Source organism: Priestia megaterium (genome assembly GCF_041941685.1).
In the GTDB taxonomy this organism is placed as follows: Bacteria; Bacillota; Bacilli; order Bacillales; family Bacillaceae_H; genus Priestia; species Priestia megaterium_C.
Window position 1 is genome coordinate 3,340,559 of record NZ_CP130958.1, and the last position, 20,831, is coordinate 3,361,389.

A 20,831-nucleotide genomic window follows, 5' to 3' on the forward strand; every position below is an offset into this window, starting at 1 on the left:
ACCGTTTCACTTTTTTATCATATCCGGTTTTAAAACCCTCTGCTAGCTAAGCAAGTTAGCTATACAACGGGCGCCTTGTACCAAATGGATTTTATGATATAAAAAAGCAGCGGATGTAAAACATCACGCTGCTTTTCTTATCTCTACACCCCAGCCTAAAAGTAGATTATTGTAGAGTGTTCGTACAAATGTAGTAATTTATGAACTTAGTGAATATTATTCTTTCTGAAATTACCGCCTTTAACTTCCGCTACGTCATATACTGTAACAAAAGCCGTCGGGTCAATTTCGTTGATAATTTCTTTCATTTTGCTTTCTTCCAAACGGTTGATTACACATGTGATTTCCTTGAATTTTTCATGAGAATAACCGCCGTAAGCTTCTTTGTATGTAGCGCTTCGACCTAAACGATCACGTATTGTCTCTACCATTAACGCAGGCTGAGAAGTGATAATCTGGAAGGTTTTCGAGCCGCTTAGCCCTACTTCTACGATGTGAATAACTTTGGATGCAATAAAGTATGCAATCGCAGAAAGAATCGCGCCTTGCAGACCAAATACTAATGAAACAAAAATAAAGACAAACGCATTTAAGAACAAAATAAGATCACTTGTTCCAAACGGTAATTTTCGAGAAAGCAGCACGGCCAGCATATCGATGCCATCTAAGGCCCCGCCGTTACGAAGTGCAATTCCCATTCCAAACCCAAGGATAATACCGCCGACAACGGTTACGAGTAGTGTATCTCCTTCAATAATTGCTGGAGTGTGATGCATGAGGCTAGTACCGACAGCTAATGAGACAATTCCGAGGATTGAAAATATGGCAAAGCTTTTCCCAATTTGTTGATATCCTAACCATACAAAAGGAATGTTGATAACGGCGATGAGAACCCCAAGTGGCAAGCCAAATAGGTTTGAAGCAACGATGCTAATGCCTGTTACCCCTCCATCTGAAACATGGTTTGGAATTAAGACAGTTTCTAAGCCGTAAGCTGCAATAATTCCTCCGATAATGACCATTAATGCTCGGAAAGCAATTTTTAGCCGCTTAGGCCTGTGATGTTTTTTAGTTGTGTTCATATAATTCCTCACTTTTAAATGTTTTTTACTATTTAAGTGTACCACAAACATTCTCTTTATTTGAACTAAGGAGGCTTACGTATCGTTTTTTAGCTCACATAGTGCAAACATAGATAAAAGAGAAATTCTAGCTGTACAGACTCTATCCTTGCAATAAGTCCCTATTTCTGTTAAGTTTAAGAAGAATTATTTTTGTTCGGTAAAGATTGATAAGTTAAATAACTTTCGTCTGTAGATTTGGGCAAGGATAGTAACACAATGTGTGCGTGTCACACTAGGAGGCAACAATTATGGAACAAGGTAAAGTAAAATGGTTTAACGCAGAAAAAGGTTTTGGATTCATCGAACGCGAAAACGGAGACGATGTATTTGTACATTTCTCAGCAATCCAAAGCGAAGGCTTCAAATCTCTAGACGAAGGTCAAGCAGTTACATTTGACGTAGAACAAGGTCAACGCGGCCCTCAAGCTTCTAACGTTCAAAAAGCGTAATCCATCATAAATAGAAAAAGACAGACTCCATGGAGTCTGTCTTTTTCATTTCCTTGAAAATGTCACAATAAAACCCTATCCACTGAGGAATAGGGCTTATTAATACAAAAATAGTAATCGGTAATACAAATGGTAAATTCAGTATAGCATAGTATAGACAAAATCCAAACTATAAATCAATATTTATTCATGTTTCATTAATTCTTCTTCAAAGAAAAACGTACTTGGATATTTATCCACTGTATAAGAGTATCTTTTCATGTTTTTTACATAATGGCTTTTTAAGATGATCACTCTTTCATTAGATGCTTTTATATTTACAATTTCTCCATTAGAAAATAAGCTTATACTCATATCCCTCATCCTCTCTCCTATCAAAAATAATCAAATTTTTAACTTTATTTATCGGGAAATATAATGTACATCTCTCAAGGCTAATTCAGCGAAGGTTAGTTATTTTTGATACCTTCAGGCGTATATGTACTCCTAAAGCATACAGTTCTATAACCATAAGGGGGTTTTTCTATTTTTTTGCGACACGGGATTGTACATATAGGTAGCTCTTCGTTAATAGCATTCTGTCACAAATGTCTCTACTTATTTTTTAAGTAATCTTTTAAAATTATTAAAATCCAAAGCAAAAAGACCCCTATGTGGAGTCTTTTTTAGTTTTAATTATGCTACTTTATGAACGTTAGCAGCTTGTGCTCCACGTTGGCCCTGTTCGATATCAAACGTCACTTTTTGACCTTCTTCTAGCGATTTAAAGCCTTCACCTTGAATAGAGCTGAAATGTACGAATACATCGTCTCCGCCTTCAATTTCGATAAAGCCGAAGCCTTTGTCTGCATTAAACCATTTCACTGTACCTTGTTCCATAATAGTGCCTCCTGGTGTGGAATACTCCACGCTTGTATTACTACCCTTGTCCAACCATACTATCTTAAGATAAAAAATTCTATGGAAGAGATTTCTCTTCTCTCAATCTTATACCGAACAAAAATAATTAACTTAATCGTACCATAAAGAATCAAAGATAGCAAATACAGGGAATGAGATAAGTCTTTGGATGGTAAAAAAGAGCCTTCTCTATGCGATACAAGGAGAAGGCTCTTTTTAAGTGTTCATATTTTGCACAGCAGTTAATGTAGCAGCTGCTTTTTATTTACTTTATTTTTCTGTTTGCTCTGTGTTCCACCATAATGAATCTTTTGGATTTTCAACCGCTTCATTGTATTCAGATTTAGAAGCAACCGTTGGGTATGAACCTTTGAGTGATTTTCCTGCCGTGTTCGCAAACAAGAATAAAATCACGAAAAATCCGATGATGCTCACAATGGTTAAATAGAACGCTGGAGCCAAGTGATTGCCTGTTGCGTGAACTAACCATGTCGCAACTAATGGCGTCGTTCCTCCAAAGATAGACACTGAAACATTAAACGTGATCGCTAATGTTCGGTAGCGAATATCTGTGTAGAACATTGTTGGCAGCGTCCCTGGCATTGTTCCTTCATACGTAGCAAGTAAAACACCTAGAATAAGGATACCGATTGAAACAAAGACTAAACCATTTAAGTTGATTAAATAGAACGAAAAGGCTGACAGTAAGCTCAATCCGCCTAAGCCGATTAAGAAAACTTTCTTGTTTCCGATTTTGTCGCTCAGTTTTCCAAACATAAGAGCAAGCGGCACCATTAAAATCATAACTGCCGTAATTAATACCGTACCAACTGTGTTTGATAAACCAATAATTTCATTTAAATAAGAAGGCATGTACGATAATAGCATGTAGTTTGTAATGTTAAAGAAAGCCACGGCTACAAAACAAACAAACACGTCTTTTTTGTGGTTTTTTAAAATAGAGAGGAAGCTTTCTTCTTCAACTTCATCTTCACTGGAAAGTTCATTTTCAAAAATAGGTGTTTCCCCTAAACTTCTTCGTAAATAAAAACCAATAAGTCCTAAAGGTAATCCTAATAAGAAGGGAATTCTCCATCCCCATGAGGCCATTTGTTTATCCGACAGAAGAACAAACAGCAAGCTAGCTAGCAGTGAAGCAAGAATATAGCCAACAAGTGTACCGATTTCTAATCCACTTCCAAGCATATTACGCTTATTATCTGGAGACGACTCTGCAATATACACCATCGCACCAGCATATTCACCACCAGTTGAAAAACCTTGAATGATTCGTGCAATTAATAAAAGAATAGGTGCCCATACACCGATTTGGTCATATGTAGGTAATAAACCAATGAGCAATGTGGAGAAGGCCATTAAAATAATGGTGGTGGTTAAAACGACTTTCCTTCCTAACTTGTCTCCAATTTTACCGAATATAATACCGCCTAATGGACGCATTAAAAAGGCAATCGCAAATGTAGCAAATGTGAACACTAATTTGAGCTGATCATTTTCAACTGCGCTAAAAAAGTTTTGACTAATAATAACGGCTAAATATGAATACAAGCCAAAGTCAAACCATTCCATCGCGTTTCCTACCCCTGTAGCAAAGACGCTTTTTTTAGCTTTGTCAATATCTACGACGTTAATTTTTTTCTTATTAAACTTCATTTCATTACGTCACCTCCGCGGTATACGATTATACAAGACTGAGTAGTAAAGTCAAATTTGACTTACTGTATTTCACACTTAAATGTGTTGGAACACTCCTTATTTTTAAGTAAAAAACGAAAACTATTCATGTGATGTTAAATATTAAAAAAGGTTATGGCTAAAGGGATTGAAGCCAAAAAAAGCTGAGGAAGGAACGCTAACAAATAAATTAATTAAAACCAAAATAAACTTTTTTATTTCAACGTACAATTAATCGCTATTAAAAAAACGCTTTTCGCCTAAAATAGGGACCGTTTTCGATGGAATTACAGCCGCTGAAATAGTAACTTTTCGTTAAAGATAGCGCATCTGGTTTACAATGTGCTTGGTAGCAATTTCCGCTCAGGTTATCTGACAATTATTGTTACATCCCATTAGATATAAGCTTTATCGTTGCAATAGATACACTGTTTCTATTACAACAATTATGTAGTCTTAAAAATAAATATAAAGCTCGTTCTAACAAGTGCAGCAATGGATGATTCGGTCCCTAGAATAAAACTTTAAGAGTTGGCTGGGGTTCTAGAGATAAAAATTCAACTCCTTTCTCCTTATAATCGCTCGTGGCTTCATGTAGGTCTTCTACTGTAAAAGCAAGCTGGTTTACAATGCTACTTTTGTCATATTCTTCGACTTGCGTAACATGCCAGCTCCACTCCCTCACCAAACTGTTTTTCCAGATAGAAAGATACCCTCTTTCTTCTCTTAGATACCCCATAAGACGAACTTTAAACCTAAATACACCCGTATAGTTTTGAACATAAAGATTCACACTTATTACAATTTTTTACATGTGATAAGTGTGAATCTGCGATAAAATAAAAAAATAGATCTCCGCTTAGAAGAAGATCTATTTTTTTACTTGCTTTATTTTTTAGTAAGGCTGCCATTTCGCTCTAAAACAGGGACTTCGATGTCTACCGTGTTTGGATATTTAACTCCAAGTCCTGTATTTAAAGCAACAACCGTTTCGTTTTCTTTGATCCATCCTTCTTCTCGCAAACGGCGCGCAGCTAAGAATGTAGCCGCACCTTCCGGACAAATGAACGAACCTTCAAGCTGTGCAACCTTTTTTTGTTCCTCCACAATCTTATCTTCGTCCACCGCAATCGCACATCCATTTGTATTATATACGGCTTCTAAAACAAGAAAGTCTCCGATTGCTTTTGGTACGTTGATACCAAAGGCAATGGTTGAAGAATCCGGCCAAAATTCAGATTCTTGTTTTCTTTCATTCCATGCTTTTACAATAGGCGCACAGTTTTCAGCTTGTACCGCAACTAAACGAGGAAGATCACCTTTAATCCAGCCAAGCTCTTTTAATTCATTTAACGCTTTATAGATGCCGATTAAACCTACCCCTCCTCCTGTTGGATATAAAATCACATCAGGGAGATTCCAAGAAAACTGTTCAGCAATTTCCAGGCCCATTGTTTTTTTACCTTCGATTCGGTACGGCTCTTTAAGCGTAGAAGCATCATAAAGACCCCAGGCTTTAATAGCCTCACCGACAATTTTACCCGCATCGCTGATGAGTCCATCTACTAAGTAAAGGTCAGCTCCAGCGACAGCACACTCATTTCGTGTAATAACAGGCGCATCTTTTGGCATTACAACGGTTGCTTTTATGTCAGCGCGTGACGAATAAAGCGACCAAGCGGCTCCGGCATTCCCATTTGTAGGCATCGCTAATTGTTCAACGCCCAGTTCTTTTGCTTTTGACACCCCTACAGCGGCGCCTCTAGCTTTAAATGATCCCGTTGGAATAATACCTTCATCTTTCATATATAAGTTTGGAATGTCCATTTCTTTACCTAGCTTAGGCATTTTTATAAGCGGAGTCATCCCTTCTCCTAAGGAAACGACGTTTTTAGGATCTTCTACTGGAAGCAATTCATGATATCTCCATAGATTTGGTTCTCTGTTTTGAACAGTTTCTGGAGTTAGATTAGCTTTCAGCTTCTCTAAATCATACGCTACCAATAGCGGCGAGCCACATTCACATAATTGATGTTTTTCTTTTGTACTATATTCTTTTTTACATTTAGGACAATATAAGTGAGAAACGTAACTAAACGGCATCATACACACTCCTTTAAATTCGGCAAACATAATATCCTACATAAATTATAATTTATATTATTTTTATCAGAATTGTAAGGTATAATTCACCCATCATTTTATTGAATATTAAAAAAGCATAAAAAACCCTATTAAATTAGGGTTTTTATGCTTCTTTCTACGTTAGTTATATTACTTTTCTAGGATTAATTTCAGTAATTTTAAATAAAAACGTGAAAATCAAACACAATTCATACTTTAATTATAGGAATAATTATTTTAGACCTTTTAGCAAATGCACTTATATAAGAAGCAGTGACTGCCCTTCGAATTTCAACACCGAAAACTTTACTATTATTCAGAACGAAATTTACTTAGCAAAACCTCTCTTAAACTATTCGGCAATGCGTCTACTTACAGAACTCTATCTAGCTTTTATACATATGTTTAACTTTGTCAAAGTATCTTTTTTATAAGATGTTGACATTTTAGTAAGGTACCTTTATTATTTGATAAGGTACCTTATCTTTTTTAAAAAAATAGGTCATTCCTATCTTATTAAGAGGATAAAATTTTTTGTACAGATAAGTCTAACGTTAAATTAGCAAGGAGGCTTTTATCATGAATGAAAGAGATAACGAATATTTACACGATCAAGATTTAATTGATCAATTTTTCAGGTTCCAGAGACAGCTGGCAAGATATCAGCGACACTACTTTATCAACAGAAGAGATGCTGGAGCATTAGGCGATCAGCACCGAGGGCAAGGACGGATATTAAAATTATTAAAACTGCAGCCTAAAACTACACAAAAAGAGCTGTCGTACTTACTGGACATGAGACCTCAGTCAATAGGTGAATTACTTAGTAAGTTAGAAAGAAAAGGTTATATTGTTCGTACACCATCTGAGAAAGATCGGCGAGTACTTTCCGTTGAGCTAACAGAAGCCGGACTAGAGGCTATCGAGGCTACGGAGGAACAAAACAATAACTCGGGCATCTTTGATGTTCTCTCAGAAGAAGAGCAAGATACTCTTTCACATCTAATGCAGAAGTTAAATACTTATTTAGACGAAGAAATGTTAAAACAAGGTCATGATGAAAACCAAGAATTTCGACGCCATAATGACCTACGGGGATTTGGACCTCACCATAGATTCTTTGGTGGTGATCCAGAGCACGGGCCAAGGGGCTTTGGGCGCGGACCTTGGGGAGACGGTGCTGAATCTAGAACACCGAGATTCAGAAATCGAAACCCCCGAGAAACTAATAGAGATAATAATGAGAAATGATTCACATGCTGTTTAGTGATTATTTCTAATAATTTCATGAGAGGAAACGCAATATGGAAAACATCTCAAATGTTGGAGAACAAGTTTTAAATAATAAAAACAATAAAATATTAGTAATGACTGGATTAATGATTGGAATTATTTTTTCTGAGCTTGATGAAACGGTCGTAAATACAGCCATGCCAACGATTATACGTGATCTTGGCGGATTATCTATGTACGGCTGGGTTGCAGGAATCTATATGCTAGCGCTATCTGCTTTCATGCCTATCCTAGGAAAATTAGCCGATTTATTTAGTCGAAAAAAAGTCTACTTCGCTTCTATGGGCTTCTTTATTGGTGGCTCCATTATATGCGGGCTTTCTCATTCAATGATTATGCTTTTAATTGGACGAGGAATTCAAGGACTTGGCGCGGGTGGCCTGATGCCGCTAGCCATGACGATTTCGAGTGACTTGTTCCCTATTGAACAACGAGCAAAAGTTCAAGCGTTTATGGGTCCAGTTATGTTTATCCCTATGCTTTTAGGTCCGTTAATGGGAGGCTTTTTTGTAGATCAAGCAAGCTGGCATTGGATTTTCTTCGTGAATATTCCAGTGGGATTAATAGCAGTCATTTTTTTAGCAAGTGGGTTAAAAGAAACACATGAAAGAAAAAAGTAACAATTGATTGGGCTGGAGCCATTCTTCTAGTAGCTGCGATCATTTCATTATTAATTACGCCTGTTTTAGTCGAAAACGAAGGGTATACGTGGAGCTCTCCATTCATCATTTCGCTACTATGTGCAGGCGTACTTTTAATCGGTCTTTTTATTTGGGTAGAATCAAAAGTAGTTGAGCCTATCGTACCGCTGCATCTATTTAGAAATCGTAATATTTTAGTATTATCACTGCTTGTTTTTACTGTAGGCTGCGGATTAATGGGCTCATTCTCATCTTTCCCTTACTTTGCACAAAATGTATTAGGCCTTACCCCTACGGAATCTGGGTATTTAACTTTGCCCATGATGGTAGGTGCTGTTGCAACCTCAATCGTTTCTGGGTTTCTATTAACAAAAGTGCGGTATCGCGAATTATTCGTGATTTCTTTCATTATGCCTGTTATTGGTTTTTATTTATTCTCCAAACTAAATATTAGCACCACTACCCTACAGGTTATCATTTTCTTTTTCATCACGGGACTTGGCTTAGGGGTCATGTTTGGCGGAGATAATTTAATTGTTCAAGAATCTGTAGAAAAGGAACACAAAGGGATTGCATTAGCAACGGTTCCATTGTTTCAGTCTATCGGTGCAACTGTGGGAGTAAGTATGTTTGGTACGCTATTATCCTCCACACTTACTTCAAAGCTAAGTAGCTTAGGCGATGAATTGCCGAAAAGTATGGCAGATAATATGAATAGCCTAGAAGCAGGAGGAATTCCAAATGGCCTTACTCCAGAGTTATTTATGAAAATTAAAATATTATTTATTGAATCATTTCAGCATATCTATACTTACGCATTTGTGCTTACAATCATTGCATTTGTTTTATGCTTCTTTCTAAAAAAAGAAGTGCTATCTTCAAAATCAGAAGAATAATAGATTATTGGCTTAGTTGGTTATAAAGAAAGTCTTTGCTACAATATTTTCTGTGTTAATGCACGTGTAATATAGTAATATACAAGAAGCAGACTGTTATAGACAGTCTGCTTTTTATTGTCTCTATGAACATAATTACCGGCGAATTTGGTCTGAGAAAAGGTTATTTCTATTAATTATGAGTAATTTCCCTTTAAAGTATTTTGTACACTATTAATTAGTTACCAGGATATATACGCCAGTCCCTGCCGAACATAAAATAGCGTCCATTGACGATGTATTCACAATAACACCGCTGTTTTGTTTGGTCATTACCTGCAGCTGATACTTCATACAAAGCCATACACTTTTTAACGTAACGTTGATCAAATGGTCAAAGTCCTCTTCTTTGAATTCATGGGTAGCACTAGAGGAAGCCTCAGTGTTAGCCGCATTGTTAAAGCCCACGTCAATTTTTCCAAATGTAGAGTATGTTTGGCTAACAAGGTTTTTAACATCTTGACTATTCGTTACATCGGTTTTGATAAAAAGAGATCGAGGAGACCACTTTCTTAATATAGAAAGAGCTTCTTCTCCTTTTTCACTATTTCTAGAAGCGATCACAACATGCATGCCCTCTTTTGCGAGTAATTCCGCTGTTGCTAAACCAATCCCCGACGTTCCACCCGTAATAATACCTACCTTTTCTTCAAACATATCTTTCTCCCCTTTTGCGTTCAATAAGATCACAACAAATTAAATTTAGTAGCATTAGTCATAAGAGTTATTTAGCTTTGGATAGATTAATACCTGCTTCGAAACACTAAAAAACACCTAATAAAGGTATTAGGTGCTCTTTTGGATTAGCCACTAACTTGATTATGAGAAACAGATAAAGTAGATTTTCGATTCCATAAATAGAAGGCATATCCGCTTAAAAATAAAAGCAGCGCGTAATTAATAAGTAAAGAATCGTTAGCTTTAACAGGGCTTGTAAACTGAAGAAAATTATTTAAGCCGTGAAATACAATCGTAACGCCAATTGATTGACCGTTAACGATCAGCAAAGCCAGTACTAACCCAATAACAAATGCAAATAGAATTTGAAAAATTGTATTTGCTACCGATTGACCGCTTAGCATATTCAAACTGTGCGTAAAGGCAAATAGAAACGATGATAGAAGAACGGCCACTTTATAGCTTTTTGATAACAGCAGATTAAGGATAAATCCTCTAAATACCATCTCTTCTACAAATGCTATGACTAGAGTTTGGGTAAGCAAAATAAGAACAAGATCAACAATGGAACTTCCGTGTACACCTTTGTTCCCAATGAGGATAATAAGCAAATACAAAAGAAGCGGAGAAAGAAACAGGATTCTCGTTCTAAACGACATGTTTTGTTGAAAGAAGAAAAAATGCGGCCACTTTTTTGTTTTTGTTAGATAAAATACTATTCCAATCGCCAAAGGGACGATTCCTAAAAACTGAAGATAATGTGTAGTAGGATGCGTCATGCTCACGTATGCACCGTTTACCAAAAACCAAAAGATAACTAAGATTTCTAGGCCAATAACTTTCCACAAAAGCTTTGACTTGATCATCACTACACCACTTTTCTGCTTTAGGTTTCATTGATAACCTATACTATTCGTTTTAAGGATTTTATATGTTTTCATCCTTTTATCATTTGAGCTCAAAGACCATGTGAGACAACGCTTCTTCCCTTTAAAATAAGAAGATAGTTCCTTACTTTTTTAATGTAACTACACAAGGTACAAAAATACACAAAACCCTGCCCACGTGACATAATCACTAAACTCCATTTTTTTACCGCCTCTAACAAGTACACTAAGCGCCCAATTGGAAACACTTCCTTCAGGCGTTTTGTGTATATATCTGCTGGCTAAAGCGTATGCTCCCACTCGAAATAAGTAATAGCTTACTAAACATAAAAAAGATATGGTCATAACACTCACATTTAATTCTTTCACCCGGTACACCTCATTATTTTTCTGCTATTTCATCGGATGGCTTACGCTGCTTACCCTTTTACCCTTGTTCATAAAAATCTTTTTTGACGTCTTTTAAAAGTTTTAAGATATCTTTATAAAAACAAGTAATTAACATTCCAGCGATGTTGGTTACCATCATAATCATAAGATTGCCGATAATCAGGCTAAGAAAAGTACCAAGAAACATAATACCAATTCCAATATAAAAACCTGGGTGAAGCAGCTCATCATCGTCTTCTTTTTCTTCTTCGCTAATATTTATTTTGTTCTGTAACGCAGCATCCTTTTTAATAAATTCATCAATGGTTGTTCCATAGATGTCCCCTAGCTTTAAAAGATGCTGAATTTCAGGGTAGCTCTGATTATGTTCCCACTTATGTATGTGTTGTACCGATACATTTAGCTGCTTAGCAACCTCTTTTTGAGACATTTTTTGTTCTTCTCTTAACTTTTGTAACTGATTTCCTAACCTCAACTCATTCACCTCTGTAACCATGGCAGCGTGTAAACAAAATTTGCTTGCACTACGTTTTCTCGTTTTCTACAATCCTAACATATTGTGGTAAAAAAGAGATAAACAGTTAATGAGGCATATACAAAAAACTAAAACGGCAGTCATAAAAAATAATGAGAATTCTCATGTGTAAAAAATGAAAGAATGCACTTTTATCTCCATCCTTTTATTGTTTATACTAAATAGTGGATTGTACGAACATCGAAATAAAAAAGGAGGAAAAATGATGATGGAAATGCTGCTTATTTATATATTTGTTATTGCTCTTATTGGATTCATTATTTGGAGAAGGATTAAAAGGAGACATAGACCCATTAAAAGGAATGGACTTGGTATATTAGCTCCTATTTTGTTCATATTAATTGCATTTTCACTTAGTCTAAGTCAGATGATGCACATACCAGGCCAGCCATTTCACTTACCTCCCTACTGGGAAATGATGATTGCTGGTGTATTAGGTGTTATATTCGGACTCATTATGCTTAGCCAAACAGACTATGAAGTAAGAGAAGACGGCTTCATTTATTCAAAGCCAAATAAAAATTTTAAATATGTGATTATCGCTATTATCTTCATAAGAATGGCTTTGAGCCAGTACTTTAAAGGATTAGATTCGATAGACTTCGCGGCCTTAACGATGACGCTAGCCTTTATATATATTGTTATTTGGAGAGTTGGCAGCTATCTAAAATTTCGTAAATTAAACGGTGATAATTACAGCGTAAATGCTGGGTAATCATCAATATGAATGGTCCTTCTTTCTGCTTAGAAAGAAGGATCTTTTGTCATAGTAAGTAAAAGGCCCTTGTGTTGTGTAAGACCGTATATATGTTGTATAATGCAATATGTATTTTTTATAATAGAAAGTCTATATATAGAAACAAACCAGATGAAATTAAAACTGTACCTAATCACCCGCTTTTTAATTTACAGGTATATTATGAAAGGAATTATACTATGACATTTATCAATTCTGTAACAGGCCCAGTCAACGCGTCCGAACTAGGGCTAACGTTAATCCATGAGCATATGCGCGTTCGTTCTGAATCTGTTCACGCACAGTTTCCTCATTTATATGATAAGAAACAAGAAATCGCGAAAGCAGTAGAACAAGTAAATCGCGCGAAGAAACTCGGAGTCAAAACAATCTGTGATCCTACGGTGATGGAACAAGGGCGCGATATTCGTTTTATTGAAAAAATTGCCCGTGAAACGGACACTCAAATCATTGCAGCTACAGGAATTTATACGTATAACTACATCCCTACCCACTTTCAAACTCGTAGCATTGATTATATGGCGGATCTGTTTGTTCGTGACATCGAAGTCGGCATTCAAAACACGTCGATTAAAGCAGGATTTCTAAAATGCGCTACAGATGCACCTGGCGTAACCGCGGATGTAGAAAAAGTAATGCGCGCTGTAGCACGAGCTCATAAAAAAACGGGCGTGCCAATTATGACCCATTCACATCCTGCAAGCGGCACAGGCTTAAAGCAGCTTGATATCTTACTTGAAGAAGGTGCTAATCCAAATCAAATTCTGATTGGACATACGGGAGATACGGATAATCTTGAGTATATTTCAAACATCTTAAAACAAGGGGCTTTTATTGGAATGGACCGCTACGGTTTGACAAGAGAATGTTCAACTGAAAATAGAAATAACACGGTCATTGAGTTAGCCAGACAAGGATACTCAAACCGCATGTTTCTATCACAAGACTACTGCTGTACAATGGATTGGTTTCCAGAAGGCGTAATTGAAGAACGTTTTCCAAAATGGTCAATGAGCTTTGTGTTAGAAGAAGTCGTACCGGAATTAAAAAGAAAAGGCGTAACCGAACAGCAGATTCAACATATGCTTTTTGATAACGCTCGCTGTTGGTTTGAAGGAAAGTAATTTAGATCTAGTTTTCGTTACGATTAAAAACCCCCACTTTAAGCCTGCTAAGTAGGAGTTTTTTTGGCGTCGATGAAGCATGTTATACGTTCGTTAGCCCGTTTTTCTTAATAATTTTTGTTTCTCTTTGCTCTTTCTTATCATAAAGTGTGCACCAGACAAGCATAATCCAACGGCTATTCCTATTGTTAAGTTTGTAAACACAGTTAATGAAAAGGTCGTGAGTAGAACCAGTGAATGAAACGACTTTTCTTTTACTACCTTTGCAAACTGTTCTTTTTTACTTATATTCCACGCTACGACCATCAAAACCGGCGCGAGACTGGCAAGCGCCACGTATGAAGCGTACGGAGCGAGCACTAGCAGCACAATCAACACAAAGATAGCGTGCGTGATTCCTGCAATTGGAGATGAAGCGCCGTTTTTAATATTGGTAACAGTTCTTGCAATCTCTCCTGCCGCGGGAATACCTGAAAACATCGGCGTTACCATGTTTACGATTCCCTGGCCAATCAGTTCTTTTTTGCTGCTGTGCTTTGATTTTGTCATTTCATCTGCAACGCGAGCTGTCAGTAAAGATTGTAACCCTACAAGTACAGCAATGACAAATGCAGAAGGTAAAAGAGTGACCACCCTCTCCACTGTTATATCTGGAAACGCTGGCGCCGGGAAATGACGAGGTATCTCTCCGTAAATGGAACCAATGGTTTCAAACTGATTTGCAAAGAAAAAAGATGCCAAGCCCGTTGATACAATAATTCCAAGTAAATAGGACATTCCCAGCGACTTAGGTGAAAAGTAAAGAACAATTAAAATCGTAGCTAGGCACAATCCTGCTGTAGCGATACTATAGATGTTGATGAAGTGTAAATTACCAAAGATCTCTTTTATATTTAAATGAAAATACTGATATTTTTCAATAGCGTGTAATCCAAGGAAGTTTGGAATCTGCCCGCTAAAGATAATCAGCGCGATTCCCGACTGAAATCCTACAATAATAGAGGACGGAAAATACTTGATTAAAGCCCCTACTTTACATAGCGCAAAGATAATGAGGAGAATTCCGGACATAAAGCCGGCAATTAATAAGTTTTCATAGCCATATTGCAACACAATCCCTAATAAAACAGGAACAAACGCACCGGTAGGTCCAGCAATTTGAAACCTACATCCACCTAAAATAGCAATTAGCAAGCCCGCTACAATCGTTGTATAAAGTCCTGTAACAGGCGATATTCCAGAAGCTATCGCAAATCCTAATCCTAAAGGTATAGCTATAATGCCAACCACAATACCCGATAGTATATCTTTCTTCAAATGCTGCAAGGAGTAATTTCGAAAAACCTCTAGATTCATAAGTGTACATCAGCCTCCATTTTAAGTAGTGAGGTTACCCATTCGTATTTTGGTCATACAACCTTATTTAACTTTCATTCGTTCAAAATAAGGTGGGCTACTCGATTACTTCTATCTTAAAGGAGACAACTTACAAAAAAATAAAGAGGAAATTAGAAGTTTCTTAGCAAGTTATTAAAATTTTCTTAAAAATTCTTACTATTTATTCTTTTAGTTATTTTTTAGATGGATCTAGGTAAAACCTGTATTGCCTATTTATAAATATAGCAAGCAAGACAACTCTATAAAACAGCCTTGAAAGTAGTACTTTTAGGCATCTGATAAGCAAATTAGCTATGAAACTTTCTCTTCTCTTCCGTGAGAAGAACAGGAAGATAGAGTAATAAACATTGAGGTCAGGTAGTATAAAAGCAGAGCGATTGCACGTATATAGCTAAAAATAAAAAAGCAGGATTCCTCCTGCCTTTTTGCATATGTAATTCCTCTTCACTATGTCAACTCAGCGCTTTTAGCTATCATAAAAGCAGAGATACTAAACAAGACAATGAATAAAGAAGCGGCATGTAACAGTAAAAAAAGAAATTTTTGGCCGCCTTTAATGAAGAGCGAATAAATCATTCCTAGGATTGTTACTAAGATTAAAAGTACCGCTGCTATTTTGATTAGTGTAGCAAATACATTCCCCGCAAATACAATTGACGGAATAAAAGATGCTACAATAATGATATACAAAATCAGTGTAGCAATAAAAGCGGTTTTTGATACGTTTGAAGCCTGTTTAAACAAATTCCCCATATAATCTCCTTTCTCATTTTAAAACTGCATCTTTTACTATAATACATGTGTCTAGAGGACACAATTAACTTTTGTGAAAACCGTAATAAGTTAAGCTTGATCACCAATAATATCGGCTATATTTTTGAGATCTTGTTTGCTCAGTTTATAAAATTTTGTTGGTGTTTCTTTGTTTAAGTTATTTGTTGATAAATAGCCCTGTTCTCCCCTGTCTGTTAAGGTTAAATGCATTTCTTTATGGGAAGAATCTTTGTATTCAATATAAATATCGTACATAGGTCTTAGAATCATCACATCTTTATTAGTTGGAGCAGCCGATTCAATAGCTCTTTCTATCGTTTCTGTCACCTTTTGATCTTGTGAAGAGTAGAAATAGTCATCATAAAAACCATTGTATCCTTTCGATTGAGAAATAGAGATGGTTTTTGGTTCCTTTTTAGTTTTACTGTCTCATTATTACTTTGGCATGCGGTAAGTCCACATGCAAGAAGCCCGCTACTCAAGCTTAAAACAAATTGTCTTAACATACTACGTCCTTTTCTATCCATAAAAAATAAATTACAATACATAACATTTTTACACATTTAATACAATTATAAAGGGTTTTATTATTTTAAAAGCGCTATTTTCTTTTTATGGTTCACTCACTGAACATTTATAAGAAGCGGATGACTGTGTAATGAGGTAACAGTTTTGTAGCCCTGGTTAAATAGACAGTGCAACAACTAAAAAAACACACATAGTGTTTACTAGAAACTACATCATAAAAAGGCATCCTAAATAGGCTACCTTTTATTACTTTGTTTGAATGAATATACTCTATAAAGCTGGTTTACTTATAGGAGAACGTCAAAAAGCTAAGTTTCTTTTGTACATACCTTCATACGTTTGATGAAACGACGCATAGAATTATAGACGGGTTCGTGTATATCTAAAATTCCTACATATCCTAAATAAAAGGAATATATTCCTTTTTATGGTATAATTAAAAAATAAAATTCATAGGGAGTGAATACATTGGAGACTAATACAAAACCTCAAGTAAATACCACCTCTATTGTTTCTCTAACTCTAGGTGTCCTGTCCATTTTTATTCCTATCATCGGTTTTATTACAGGTATTATTGGCATTTTTCTCTATAAGAAAGCATCAAATGAAATAGCCGCTACCAATCAAGGCGGTAAAGGGCTCGCTATTTCCGGACTTATCTGCAGTATAGTAGGAGTGGTTTCTCAGCTACTCTTTGTGTTAGGAATTATTACGTTTGTATTTGCGGGAACCACGATGGAGTAGAAAGACTTGGTTTTTTATCATAAGTAGCAAAAAGAAATGTAAGAAGGTAATAATCTTGCATAAGGTATCATGATTTCTACGTCAGGTATGTACTGCTAACTTTAAATTCATTGTTAAACAACCGGATCCTTGCTAAGGATCTGCTTGTTTTTAACGTTTGGATAAAGATAATAAATCTTGTAACTAGAATTAATATACCACTAATTACCACTGTCAAAATACTTCTTAGAGCCGATGCCCAATTGTTTATTCTAAAGAACCCTGCGATACCGATAAAAAATAGAATAATTGCTAAACAAAAATTCATGTACAATAATGAAGGGTGATTAAAAGCGAGAACCCCCCCCTCCCGCACAGTAATGCAAACGTAAATGACCAGAAGTTGATGATGCGTGCTACTTCAATTAGCCTCCTTTCTCTTTAAAATCTCTCTGTTTAAAAACATCTTGAAGTATTTATTTTAAGTCTGTTTTTAAACACTGCAAGAAAAAATCGCAAACTTCATTTTGAATGCACTGCTTCTTTCATTTTGTTTGACGATCGTTCTTAGCTTTGCTTCTAATGAACACAAAGTGATAAAAACGGCTATAAATTCTATAATAGCTAAAAACATAACGGCTTCTCCCCTTTTTTAAAACAATCAACTATATACGACCCCATCCACTCTAATATGGAATGTTATAACAGTTTTCTTTGATAAGCAGCATCTACTATTTTCTTTAGCCCTTCGCTTCGTTTAAAAATAAACGTAGTCCAAAAGATTCTGCTCTTTTTCTTTAATTGCTCCGACGTGTAACTTCCTAAGTCAAATCTTCCCCAACAGCCACCGATAGAAAATGCTTATCAATATATCACTCCCTACATCTCAAAAAAGCTATGCCTCTCCACTTTGCACACTCTAAGCGAAAACTTTTGATACCATTCTGTTTTCCCTTTATGCTGTGCTGCGCGGTGGGCTGAGTTTTGTTTCCACATCTTTATTGATTCTAAAGAATCCCAGTATGAAACGGTAATACCTAAATCTTTATCTCTGGCACTTTCTATTCCTAAAAAGCCTTTTTGTTTAGATGCAAGCTCTACCATTTTATCTGCCATTATTCCATATCCCTTCTCACCTTCTGTTCTTTCAGAAGCAAAAATAACGGCATAATAAGGCGGTTCGGGGGTTTTGGCAATTCCAGTCATATTGATTTCCTCCTTTATAAGTCAACTTAATAATGAAAAAAGTATATTTTCTATTATCTTTAGCATTACTTTTATAAATTCCATTATAATACTTTTTTAGTTTACCCACACAAAATGTAACATTTAATAGTATATAGGGATAAATATTACATTTTTATGATATAGTCTTTTATATGTAAGTAATAAACAAGTAGAAATGGAGTTTCAACATGAGGAACATAAGCAAGGTAACAACAGGAACTATTACAATCGCCTTGGCGCTTGGATTAATGGGGTGCAGTGCCGCGCGTTCAAGCAATGAAAGCATAGATGGAAGTGAGGCAAAAAAAGAGTTAGCCATAGAGCTGAAATTTCTGCAAAACGAGTCCAAACGCTTAATCAATAAAGACGGAAAGATAGAAGATAAAACGTTTCAAAGCTATAAAAATGATTTTAACCTGCTGTCTGCGTCTATTAATAGTACATCAAAAATAAAAACACAAAGTAATAACGAGCTAAAAAAAAACATATCGCAATTAGAAAAAGATGTAGATGCTTTAACCGAAAAAGAGTATGTAAAATCCTATAAAAGATTTAATTCAAGCAAGACCATCTATGAAGTTACGCTAATGAACAATATGCATGACATGATAAATGCAACAAAAGATTGGGATGAAGTCAATAACGAATTGGCCTTATTTGATAATATACATATGCGTTCTTCTGAAGCACACATAAAAAAAGATATGGGTCCTGCAATCGATCATATTAACACCCTGTCTAAATATAAAATAGAACTCATGCAAGACGAAATTCAAAAACATCGCGACAGTTTTACAAAACTGCAGCTCCAACAGTTAAAAAAAGCCACTCATAATTTTAATTTGTCTTTAGACAACCAAATTAAGTCTATTCAAGCTTATAAACCTATAGGTGAAGATTATAGTGTAAGTAGAGACTTTAGCTATAAAGCATCTGAAAAGTATACAAATGCCTGTATTTACATTACAGATTTCGAATCCAATTTAGGAATTGCCAAAGCCGGTGATTTTTAAAAAAAAGCCTCTCTAAAAATTGCTTTTAGAGAGGCTTTTTTGCTGTATTCATTACAATCCCTAGTTCTTTATATCTTTTAACGCTCGATAAGCATTTGCTTCTCCTGAACCAAATAAAGCGTCGTGTCCTTTTTTCCCATAGTCAAAAGCTGTTTGCTTAATACGTGCTGTTACTTGAGCAGGTTTGTATTCAGGGTGAGCCGCTTTAAGAACTCCTGCAATTCCAGCTACTTGAGGAGTGGCCATAGAAGTACCGGCGTTCAGCTCGTAGGAAGTCCCTAAATAGGTGGGCCATGTACTTAGGATTAAATTGCTTGGATCAGACGCTGCAGGATCACTGGTTTTAGCATATTTCTCTCCAAAATCCCCTCCTGGAGCCGCTACGTCAATGGCACTGTTTCCATAATTAGAATAGAAAGCAAGCTGCTGAGTTGACCATTTTGTGGAAGCCGACACATTAATCACTCCTGGCATTTGTGCCGGTACAACAGTTGCGGGCCCTTTGACACTTATTCCATATGGTTCATACATGTTATTTAAAAAGTCGTTTACTTCTTTTTTATTATCCAAATTCAAACTTTCATTACCGCTACCGGCTACGACCGTTACACCATTTTTCACGGCATACTGAATAGCTCTTTTCCAAAGCAGCGTTTCAGCAATCGATTTATAGCTTTCTCCTTCAATAGTCATCTTGTTGTTATTATAGAAACGAAGAGACATATTAATAACATCAACTTCATCATTTGTTGCGGCGATAATTCCGTCTATAATCCAAGCTGGCAGCCCAAGAGCTTGCTCTGAGTACAGTACGCGATAAGAGCGTATTCCGAGTTCCGGTCCCACTCCTTTTACTTTTCCATTTGCTCCAATGATTCCGGCAACATGCGTACCGTGTCCATTACGATCTTTTATATCGGCAGGATTCCCTGTTTCAGATTCATCCATTCCAGCAGGAACAAGATTACGTCCACCTAGTATATTATTTTTTAAATCAGAATGAGATTCATCGATTCCTGTATCAATAACTCCTACCACTGCCTTATGAGTTGTACTGCCATCTTTATTTTTATACCCGCCTGTTTCTACCTCATAAGATTTTCCTTCATTTGTCACTCGTTGAATATCCCACTGAGAGTTCCAATAATTCTCTGAATTCTGTGAGCTGATAATACTAGATTGATAGTTATAAGGACTAACTGCTGTTTTATCCAAGGTTAGAGGAATTTCCCTGTTAGCAGCTTCGATTGAAGAATTTTCTTTTAAATTGTTAAGAAAAGAAGACTTTTCAGATTGAGCTTCTATTCCTCCTACTTCCGGCAGAGCTTTAGTGACTTTACCACCAGCTTTTTGAATAATCTCTTGATAGTTGTCTGGTAATCCATTTTTAAAAGCAATTGCGTATGTGTTACTTATCTTTTGATCTTGACTCTTAGCTTGAGTAGGAACTCCGCCAACAGCAAACACTCCTGCTCCTACCGCAAGTGAAAGCACCGTATGTAGAATTTTTTTTTGCATATGTCCCCTCCTATATATGGAAATGTTTATCATATACTATCTTATTATATAACCTTTAAAATTCCAAGTTTTTCTAATAGATTACGATTATTTAAAATAAGACTGAGGTTATATTTCA

The 20,831-nt window shown here is 36.1% G+C and carries 22 protein-coding genes; 8 read left to right on the top strand and 14 right to left on the bottom strand.

All coding sequences use genetic code 11. From position 1 onward, the window contains the following. Positions 1-206: 206 nt before the first annotated feature. Complete coding sequence (locus Q5794_RS17610; protein ID WP_013058095.1) at positions 207-1,082, bottom strand: YitT family protein; 876 nt, start codon at positions 1,080-1,082, stop codon at positions 207-209. Between the two features lie 290 nt (positions 1,083-1,372). On the opposite strand from Q5794_RS17610, the gene Q5794_RS17615 reads away from it, so the two are divergent. Next, the gene (locus Q5794_RS17615) at positions 1,373-1,573 is read left to right on the top strand and encodes a cold-shock protein (protein ID WP_013058096.1); all 201 of its coding nucleotides are present in this window, start codon (positions 1,373-1,375) and stop codon (positions 1,571-1,573) included. A 183-nt stretch (positions 1,574-1,756) separates the two neighbouring features. On the opposite strand, the gene Q5794_RS17620 is transcribed toward Q5794_RS17615, so the two are convergent. The 4 genes from Q5794_RS17620 to Q5794_RS17635 form a co-directional block, all read right to left on the bottom strand. Then, positions 1,757-1,927, bottom strand: a complete 171-nt coding sequence (locus Q5794_RS17620; RefSeq protein ID WP_013058097.1) for a hypothetical protein — start codon at positions 1,925-1,927, stop codon at positions 1,757-1,759. A 321-nt stretch (positions 1,928-2,248) separates the two neighbouring features. After that, positions 2,249-2,452, bottom strand: a complete 204-nt coding sequence (locus tag Q5794_RS17625; protein ID WP_013056405.1) for a cold-shock protein — start codon at positions 2,450-2,452, stop codon at positions 2,249-2,251. A gap of 291 nt (positions 2,453-2,743) precedes the next feature. Further along, complete coding sequence (locus tag Q5794_RS17630; RefSeq protein WP_374988228.1) at positions 2,744-4,147, bottom strand: MFS transporter; 1,404 nt, start codon at positions 4,145-4,147, stop codon at positions 2,744-2,746. A 909-nt stretch (positions 4,148-5,056) separates the two neighbouring features. Beyond that, the gene (locus Q5794_RS17635; protein ID WP_374989228.1) at positions 5,057-6,271 is read right to left on the bottom strand and encodes a threonine synthase; all 1,215 of its coding nucleotides are present in this window, start codon (positions 6,269-6,271) and stop codon (positions 5,057-5,059) included. Positions 6,272-6,871: 600 nt separating this feature from the next. On the opposite strand from Q5794_RS17635, the gene Q5794_RS17640 reads away from it, so the two are divergent. The 3 genes from Q5794_RS17640 to Q5794_RS17650 are packed head-to-tail and all read left to right on the top strand — an operon-like array spanning position 6,872 to position 9,122. After that, positions 6,872-7,543: a MarR family winged helix-turn-helix transcriptional regulator gene (locus Q5794_RS17640; protein WP_214986150.1), complete on the top strand. Its 672-nt coding sequence runs from the start codon at positions 6,872-6,874 to the stop codon at positions 7,541-7,543. A 53-nt stretch (positions 7,544-7,596) separates the two neighbouring features. Next, a complete protein-coding gene (locus tag Q5794_RS17645) occupies positions 7,597-8,205 on the top strand; it encodes an MFS transporter (RefSeq protein WP_374988229.1) in 609 nt (202 codons plus the stop codon). A gap of 53 nt (positions 8,206-8,258) precedes the next feature. Next, positions 8,259-9,122: an MFS transporter gene (locus tag Q5794_RS17650; RefSeq protein ID WP_374989229.1), complete on the top strand. Its 864-nt coding sequence runs from the start codon at positions 8,259-8,261 to the stop codon at positions 9,120-9,122. A 213-nt stretch (positions 9,123-9,335) separates the two neighbouring features. Here Q5794_RS17650 and Q5794_RS17655 read toward each other — a convergent pair whose 3' ends face one another. From Q5794_RS17655 to Q5794_RS17670, 4 genes are all read right to left on the bottom strand, one after another. Next, positions 9,336-9,818 (bottom strand): SDR family NAD(P)-dependent oxidoreductase, encoded by a 483-nt coding sequence (locus Q5794_RS17655; protein ID WP_374988230.1) that lies wholly within the window; start codon positions 9,816-9,818, stop codon positions 9,336-9,338. 146 nt (positions 9,819-9,964) lie between these two features. Next, on the bottom strand, positions 9,965-10,705 hold the full coding sequence (locus Q5794_RS17660; protein WP_214986154.1) for a CPBP family intramembrane glutamic endopeptidase: 741 nt from the start codon (positions 10,703-10,705) through the stop codon (positions 9,965-9,967). 162 nt (positions 10,706-10,867) lie between these two features. Continuing rightward, on the bottom strand, positions 10,868-11,095 hold the full coding sequence (locus Q5794_RS17665) for a hypothetical protein (RefSeq protein WP_214986156.1): 228 nt from the start codon (positions 11,093-11,095) through the stop codon (positions 10,868-10,870). 58 nt (positions 11,096-11,153) lie between these two features. Continuing rightward, on the bottom strand, positions 11,154-11,612 hold the full coding sequence (locus Q5794_RS17670; RefSeq protein WP_285229677.1) for a helix-turn-helix domain-containing protein: 459 nt from the start codon (positions 11,610-11,612) through the stop codon (positions 11,154-11,156). A 247-nt stretch (positions 11,613-11,859) separates the two neighbouring features. On the opposite strand from Q5794_RS17670, the gene Q5794_RS17675 reads away from it, so the two are divergent. Both Q5794_RS17675 and Q5794_RS17680 read left to right on the top strand, forming a co-directional pair. Next, a complete protein-coding gene (locus Q5794_RS17675; RefSeq protein WP_374989230.1) occupies positions 11,860-12,366 on the top strand; it encodes a CcdC protein domain-containing protein in 507 nt (168 codons plus the stop codon). Between the two features lie 221 nt (positions 12,367-12,587). Further along, positions 12,588-13,532, top strand: coding sequence for a phosphotriesterase (locus tag Q5794_RS17680; protein WP_192994580.1), 945 nt, complete (start codon positions 12,588-12,590; stop codon positions 13,530-13,532). A 93-nt stretch (positions 13,533-13,625) separates the two neighbouring features. On the opposite strand, the gene Q5794_RS17685 is transcribed toward Q5794_RS17680, so the two are convergent. The 3 genes from Q5794_RS17685 to Q5794_RS17695 all read right to left on the bottom strand — a co-directional run bounded on the left by Q5794_RS17685 (position 13,626) and on the right by Q5794_RS17695 (position 16,031). Beyond that, positions 13,626-14,888, bottom strand: coding sequence for a SulP family inorganic anion transporter (locus Q5794_RS17685; RefSeq protein ID WP_374988231.1), 1,263 nt, complete (start codon positions 14,886-14,888; stop codon positions 13,626-13,628). Between the two features lie 489 nt (positions 14,889-15,377). Next, entirely contained in the window at positions 15,378-15,683 is a 306-nt protein-coding gene (locus Q5794_RS17690; protein WP_374988232.1) for a hypothetical protein, read from the bottom strand. 90 nt (positions 15,684-15,773) lie between these two features. Then, on the bottom strand, positions 15,774-16,031 hold the full coding sequence (locus tag Q5794_RS17695; protein ID WP_374988233.1) for a hypothetical protein: 258 nt from the start codon (positions 16,029-16,031) through the stop codon (positions 15,774-15,776). A gap of 669 nt (positions 16,032-16,700) precedes the next feature. On the opposite strand from Q5794_RS17695, the gene Q5794_RS17700 reads away from it, so the two are divergent. Then, a complete protein-coding gene (locus Q5794_RS17700) occupies positions 16,701-16,976 on the top strand; it encodes a DUF4190 domain-containing protein (RefSeq protein ID WP_214986168.1) in 276 nt (91 codons plus the stop codon). Positions 16,977-17,834: 858 nt separating this feature from the next. On the opposite strand, the gene Q5794_RS17705 is transcribed toward Q5794_RS17700, so the two are convergent. Continuing rightward, positions 17,835-18,161, bottom strand: coding sequence for an antibiotic biosynthesis monooxygenase (locus Q5794_RS17705; RefSeq protein WP_214986170.1), 327 nt, complete (start codon positions 18,159-18,161; stop codon positions 17,835-17,837). Positions 18,162-18,370: 209 nt separating this feature from the next. Here Q5794_RS17705 and Q5794_RS17710 point away from each other — a divergent pair, with 209 nt between their 5' ends. After that, positions 18,371-19,195, top strand: coding sequence for a hypothetical protein (locus Q5794_RS17710; RefSeq protein WP_214987412.1), 825 nt, complete (start codon positions 18,371-18,373; stop codon positions 19,193-19,195). 60 nt (positions 19,196-19,255) lie between these two features. On the opposite strand, the gene Q5794_RS17715 is transcribed toward Q5794_RS17710, so the two are convergent. Further along, positions 19,256-20,713, bottom strand: coding sequence for a S8 family serine peptidase (locus Q5794_RS17715; protein WP_374988234.1), 1,458 nt, complete (start codon positions 20,711-20,713; stop codon positions 19,256-19,258). Between the last annotated feature and the right edge of the window lie 118 nt (positions 20,714-20,831).

Bases quoted from the DNA above. Each gene is read 5' to 3' on its own strand.
- Q5794_RS17690 (WP_374988232.1), bottom strand. From the start codon at position 15,683: ATGGGGAATTTGTTTAAACAGGCTTCAAACGTATCAAAAACCGCTTTT.
- Q5794_RS17710 (WP_214987412.1), top strand. From the start codon at position 18,371: ATGAGGAACATAAGCAAGGTAACAACAGGAACTATTACAATCGCCTTG.
- Q5794_RS17705 (WP_214986170.1), bottom strand. From the start codon at position 18,161: ATGACTGGAATTGCCAAAACCCCCGAACCGCCTTATTATGCCGTTATT.
- Q5794_RS17645 (WP_374988229.1), top strand. From the start codon at position 7,597: ATGGAAAACATCTCAAATGTTGGAGAACAAGTTTTAAATAATAAAAAC.
- Q5794_RS17620 (WP_013058097.1), bottom strand. From the start codon at position 1,927: ATGAGTATAAGCTTATTTTCTAATGGAGAAATTGTAAATATAAAAGCA.
- Q5794_RS17640 (WP_214986150.1), top strand. From the start codon at position 6,872: ATGAATGAAAGAGATAACGAATATTTACACGATCAAGATTTAATTGAT.
- Q5794_RS17670 (WP_285229677.1), bottom strand. From the start codon at position 11,612: ATGGTTACAGAGGTGAATGAGTTGAGGTTAGGAAATCAGTTACAAAAG.
- Q5794_RS17630 (WP_374988228.1), bottom strand. From the start codon at position 4,147: ATGAAGTTTAATAAGAAAAAAATTAACGTCGTAGATATTGACAAAGCT.
- Q5794_RS17685 (WP_374988231.1), bottom strand. From the start codon at position 14,888: ATGAATCTAGAGGTTTTTCGAAATTACTCCTTGCAGCATTTGAAGAAA.
- Q5794_RS17675 (WP_374989230.1), top strand. From the start codon at position 11,860: ATGGAAATGCTGCTTATTTATATATTTGTTATTGCTCTTATTGGATTC.
- Q5794_RS17660 (WP_214986154.1), bottom strand. From the start codon at position 10,705: ATGATCAAGTCAAAGCTTTTGTGGAAAGTTATTGGCCTAGAAATCTTA.
- Q5794_RS17610 (WP_013058095.1), bottom strand. From the start codon at position 1,082: ATGAACACAACTAAAAAACATCACAGGCCTAAGCGGCTAAAAATTGCT.
- Q5794_RS17655 (WP_374988230.1), bottom strand. From the start codon at position 9,818: ATGTTTGAAGAAAAGGTAGGTATTATTACGGGTGGAACGTCGGGGATT.
- Q5794_RS17680 (WP_192994580.1), top strand. From the start codon at position 12,588: ATGACATTTATCAATTCTGTAACAGGCCCAGTCAACGCGTCCGAACTA.
- Q5794_RS17625 (WP_013056405.1), bottom strand. From the start codon at position 2,452: ATGGAACAAGGTACAGTGAAATGGTTTAATGCAGACAAAGGCTTCGGC.
- Q5794_RS17615 (WP_013058096.1), top strand. From the start codon at position 1,373: ATGGAACAAGGTAAAGTAAAATGGTTTAACGCAGAAAAAGGTTTTGGA.
- Q5794_RS17635 (WP_374989228.1), bottom strand. From the start codon at position 6,271: ATGCCGTTTAGTTACGTTTCTCACTTATATTGTCCTAAATGTAAAAAA.
- Q5794_RS17715 (WP_374988234.1), bottom strand. From the start codon at position 20,713: ATGCAAAAAAAAATTCTACATACGGTGCTTTCACTTGCGGTAGGAGCA.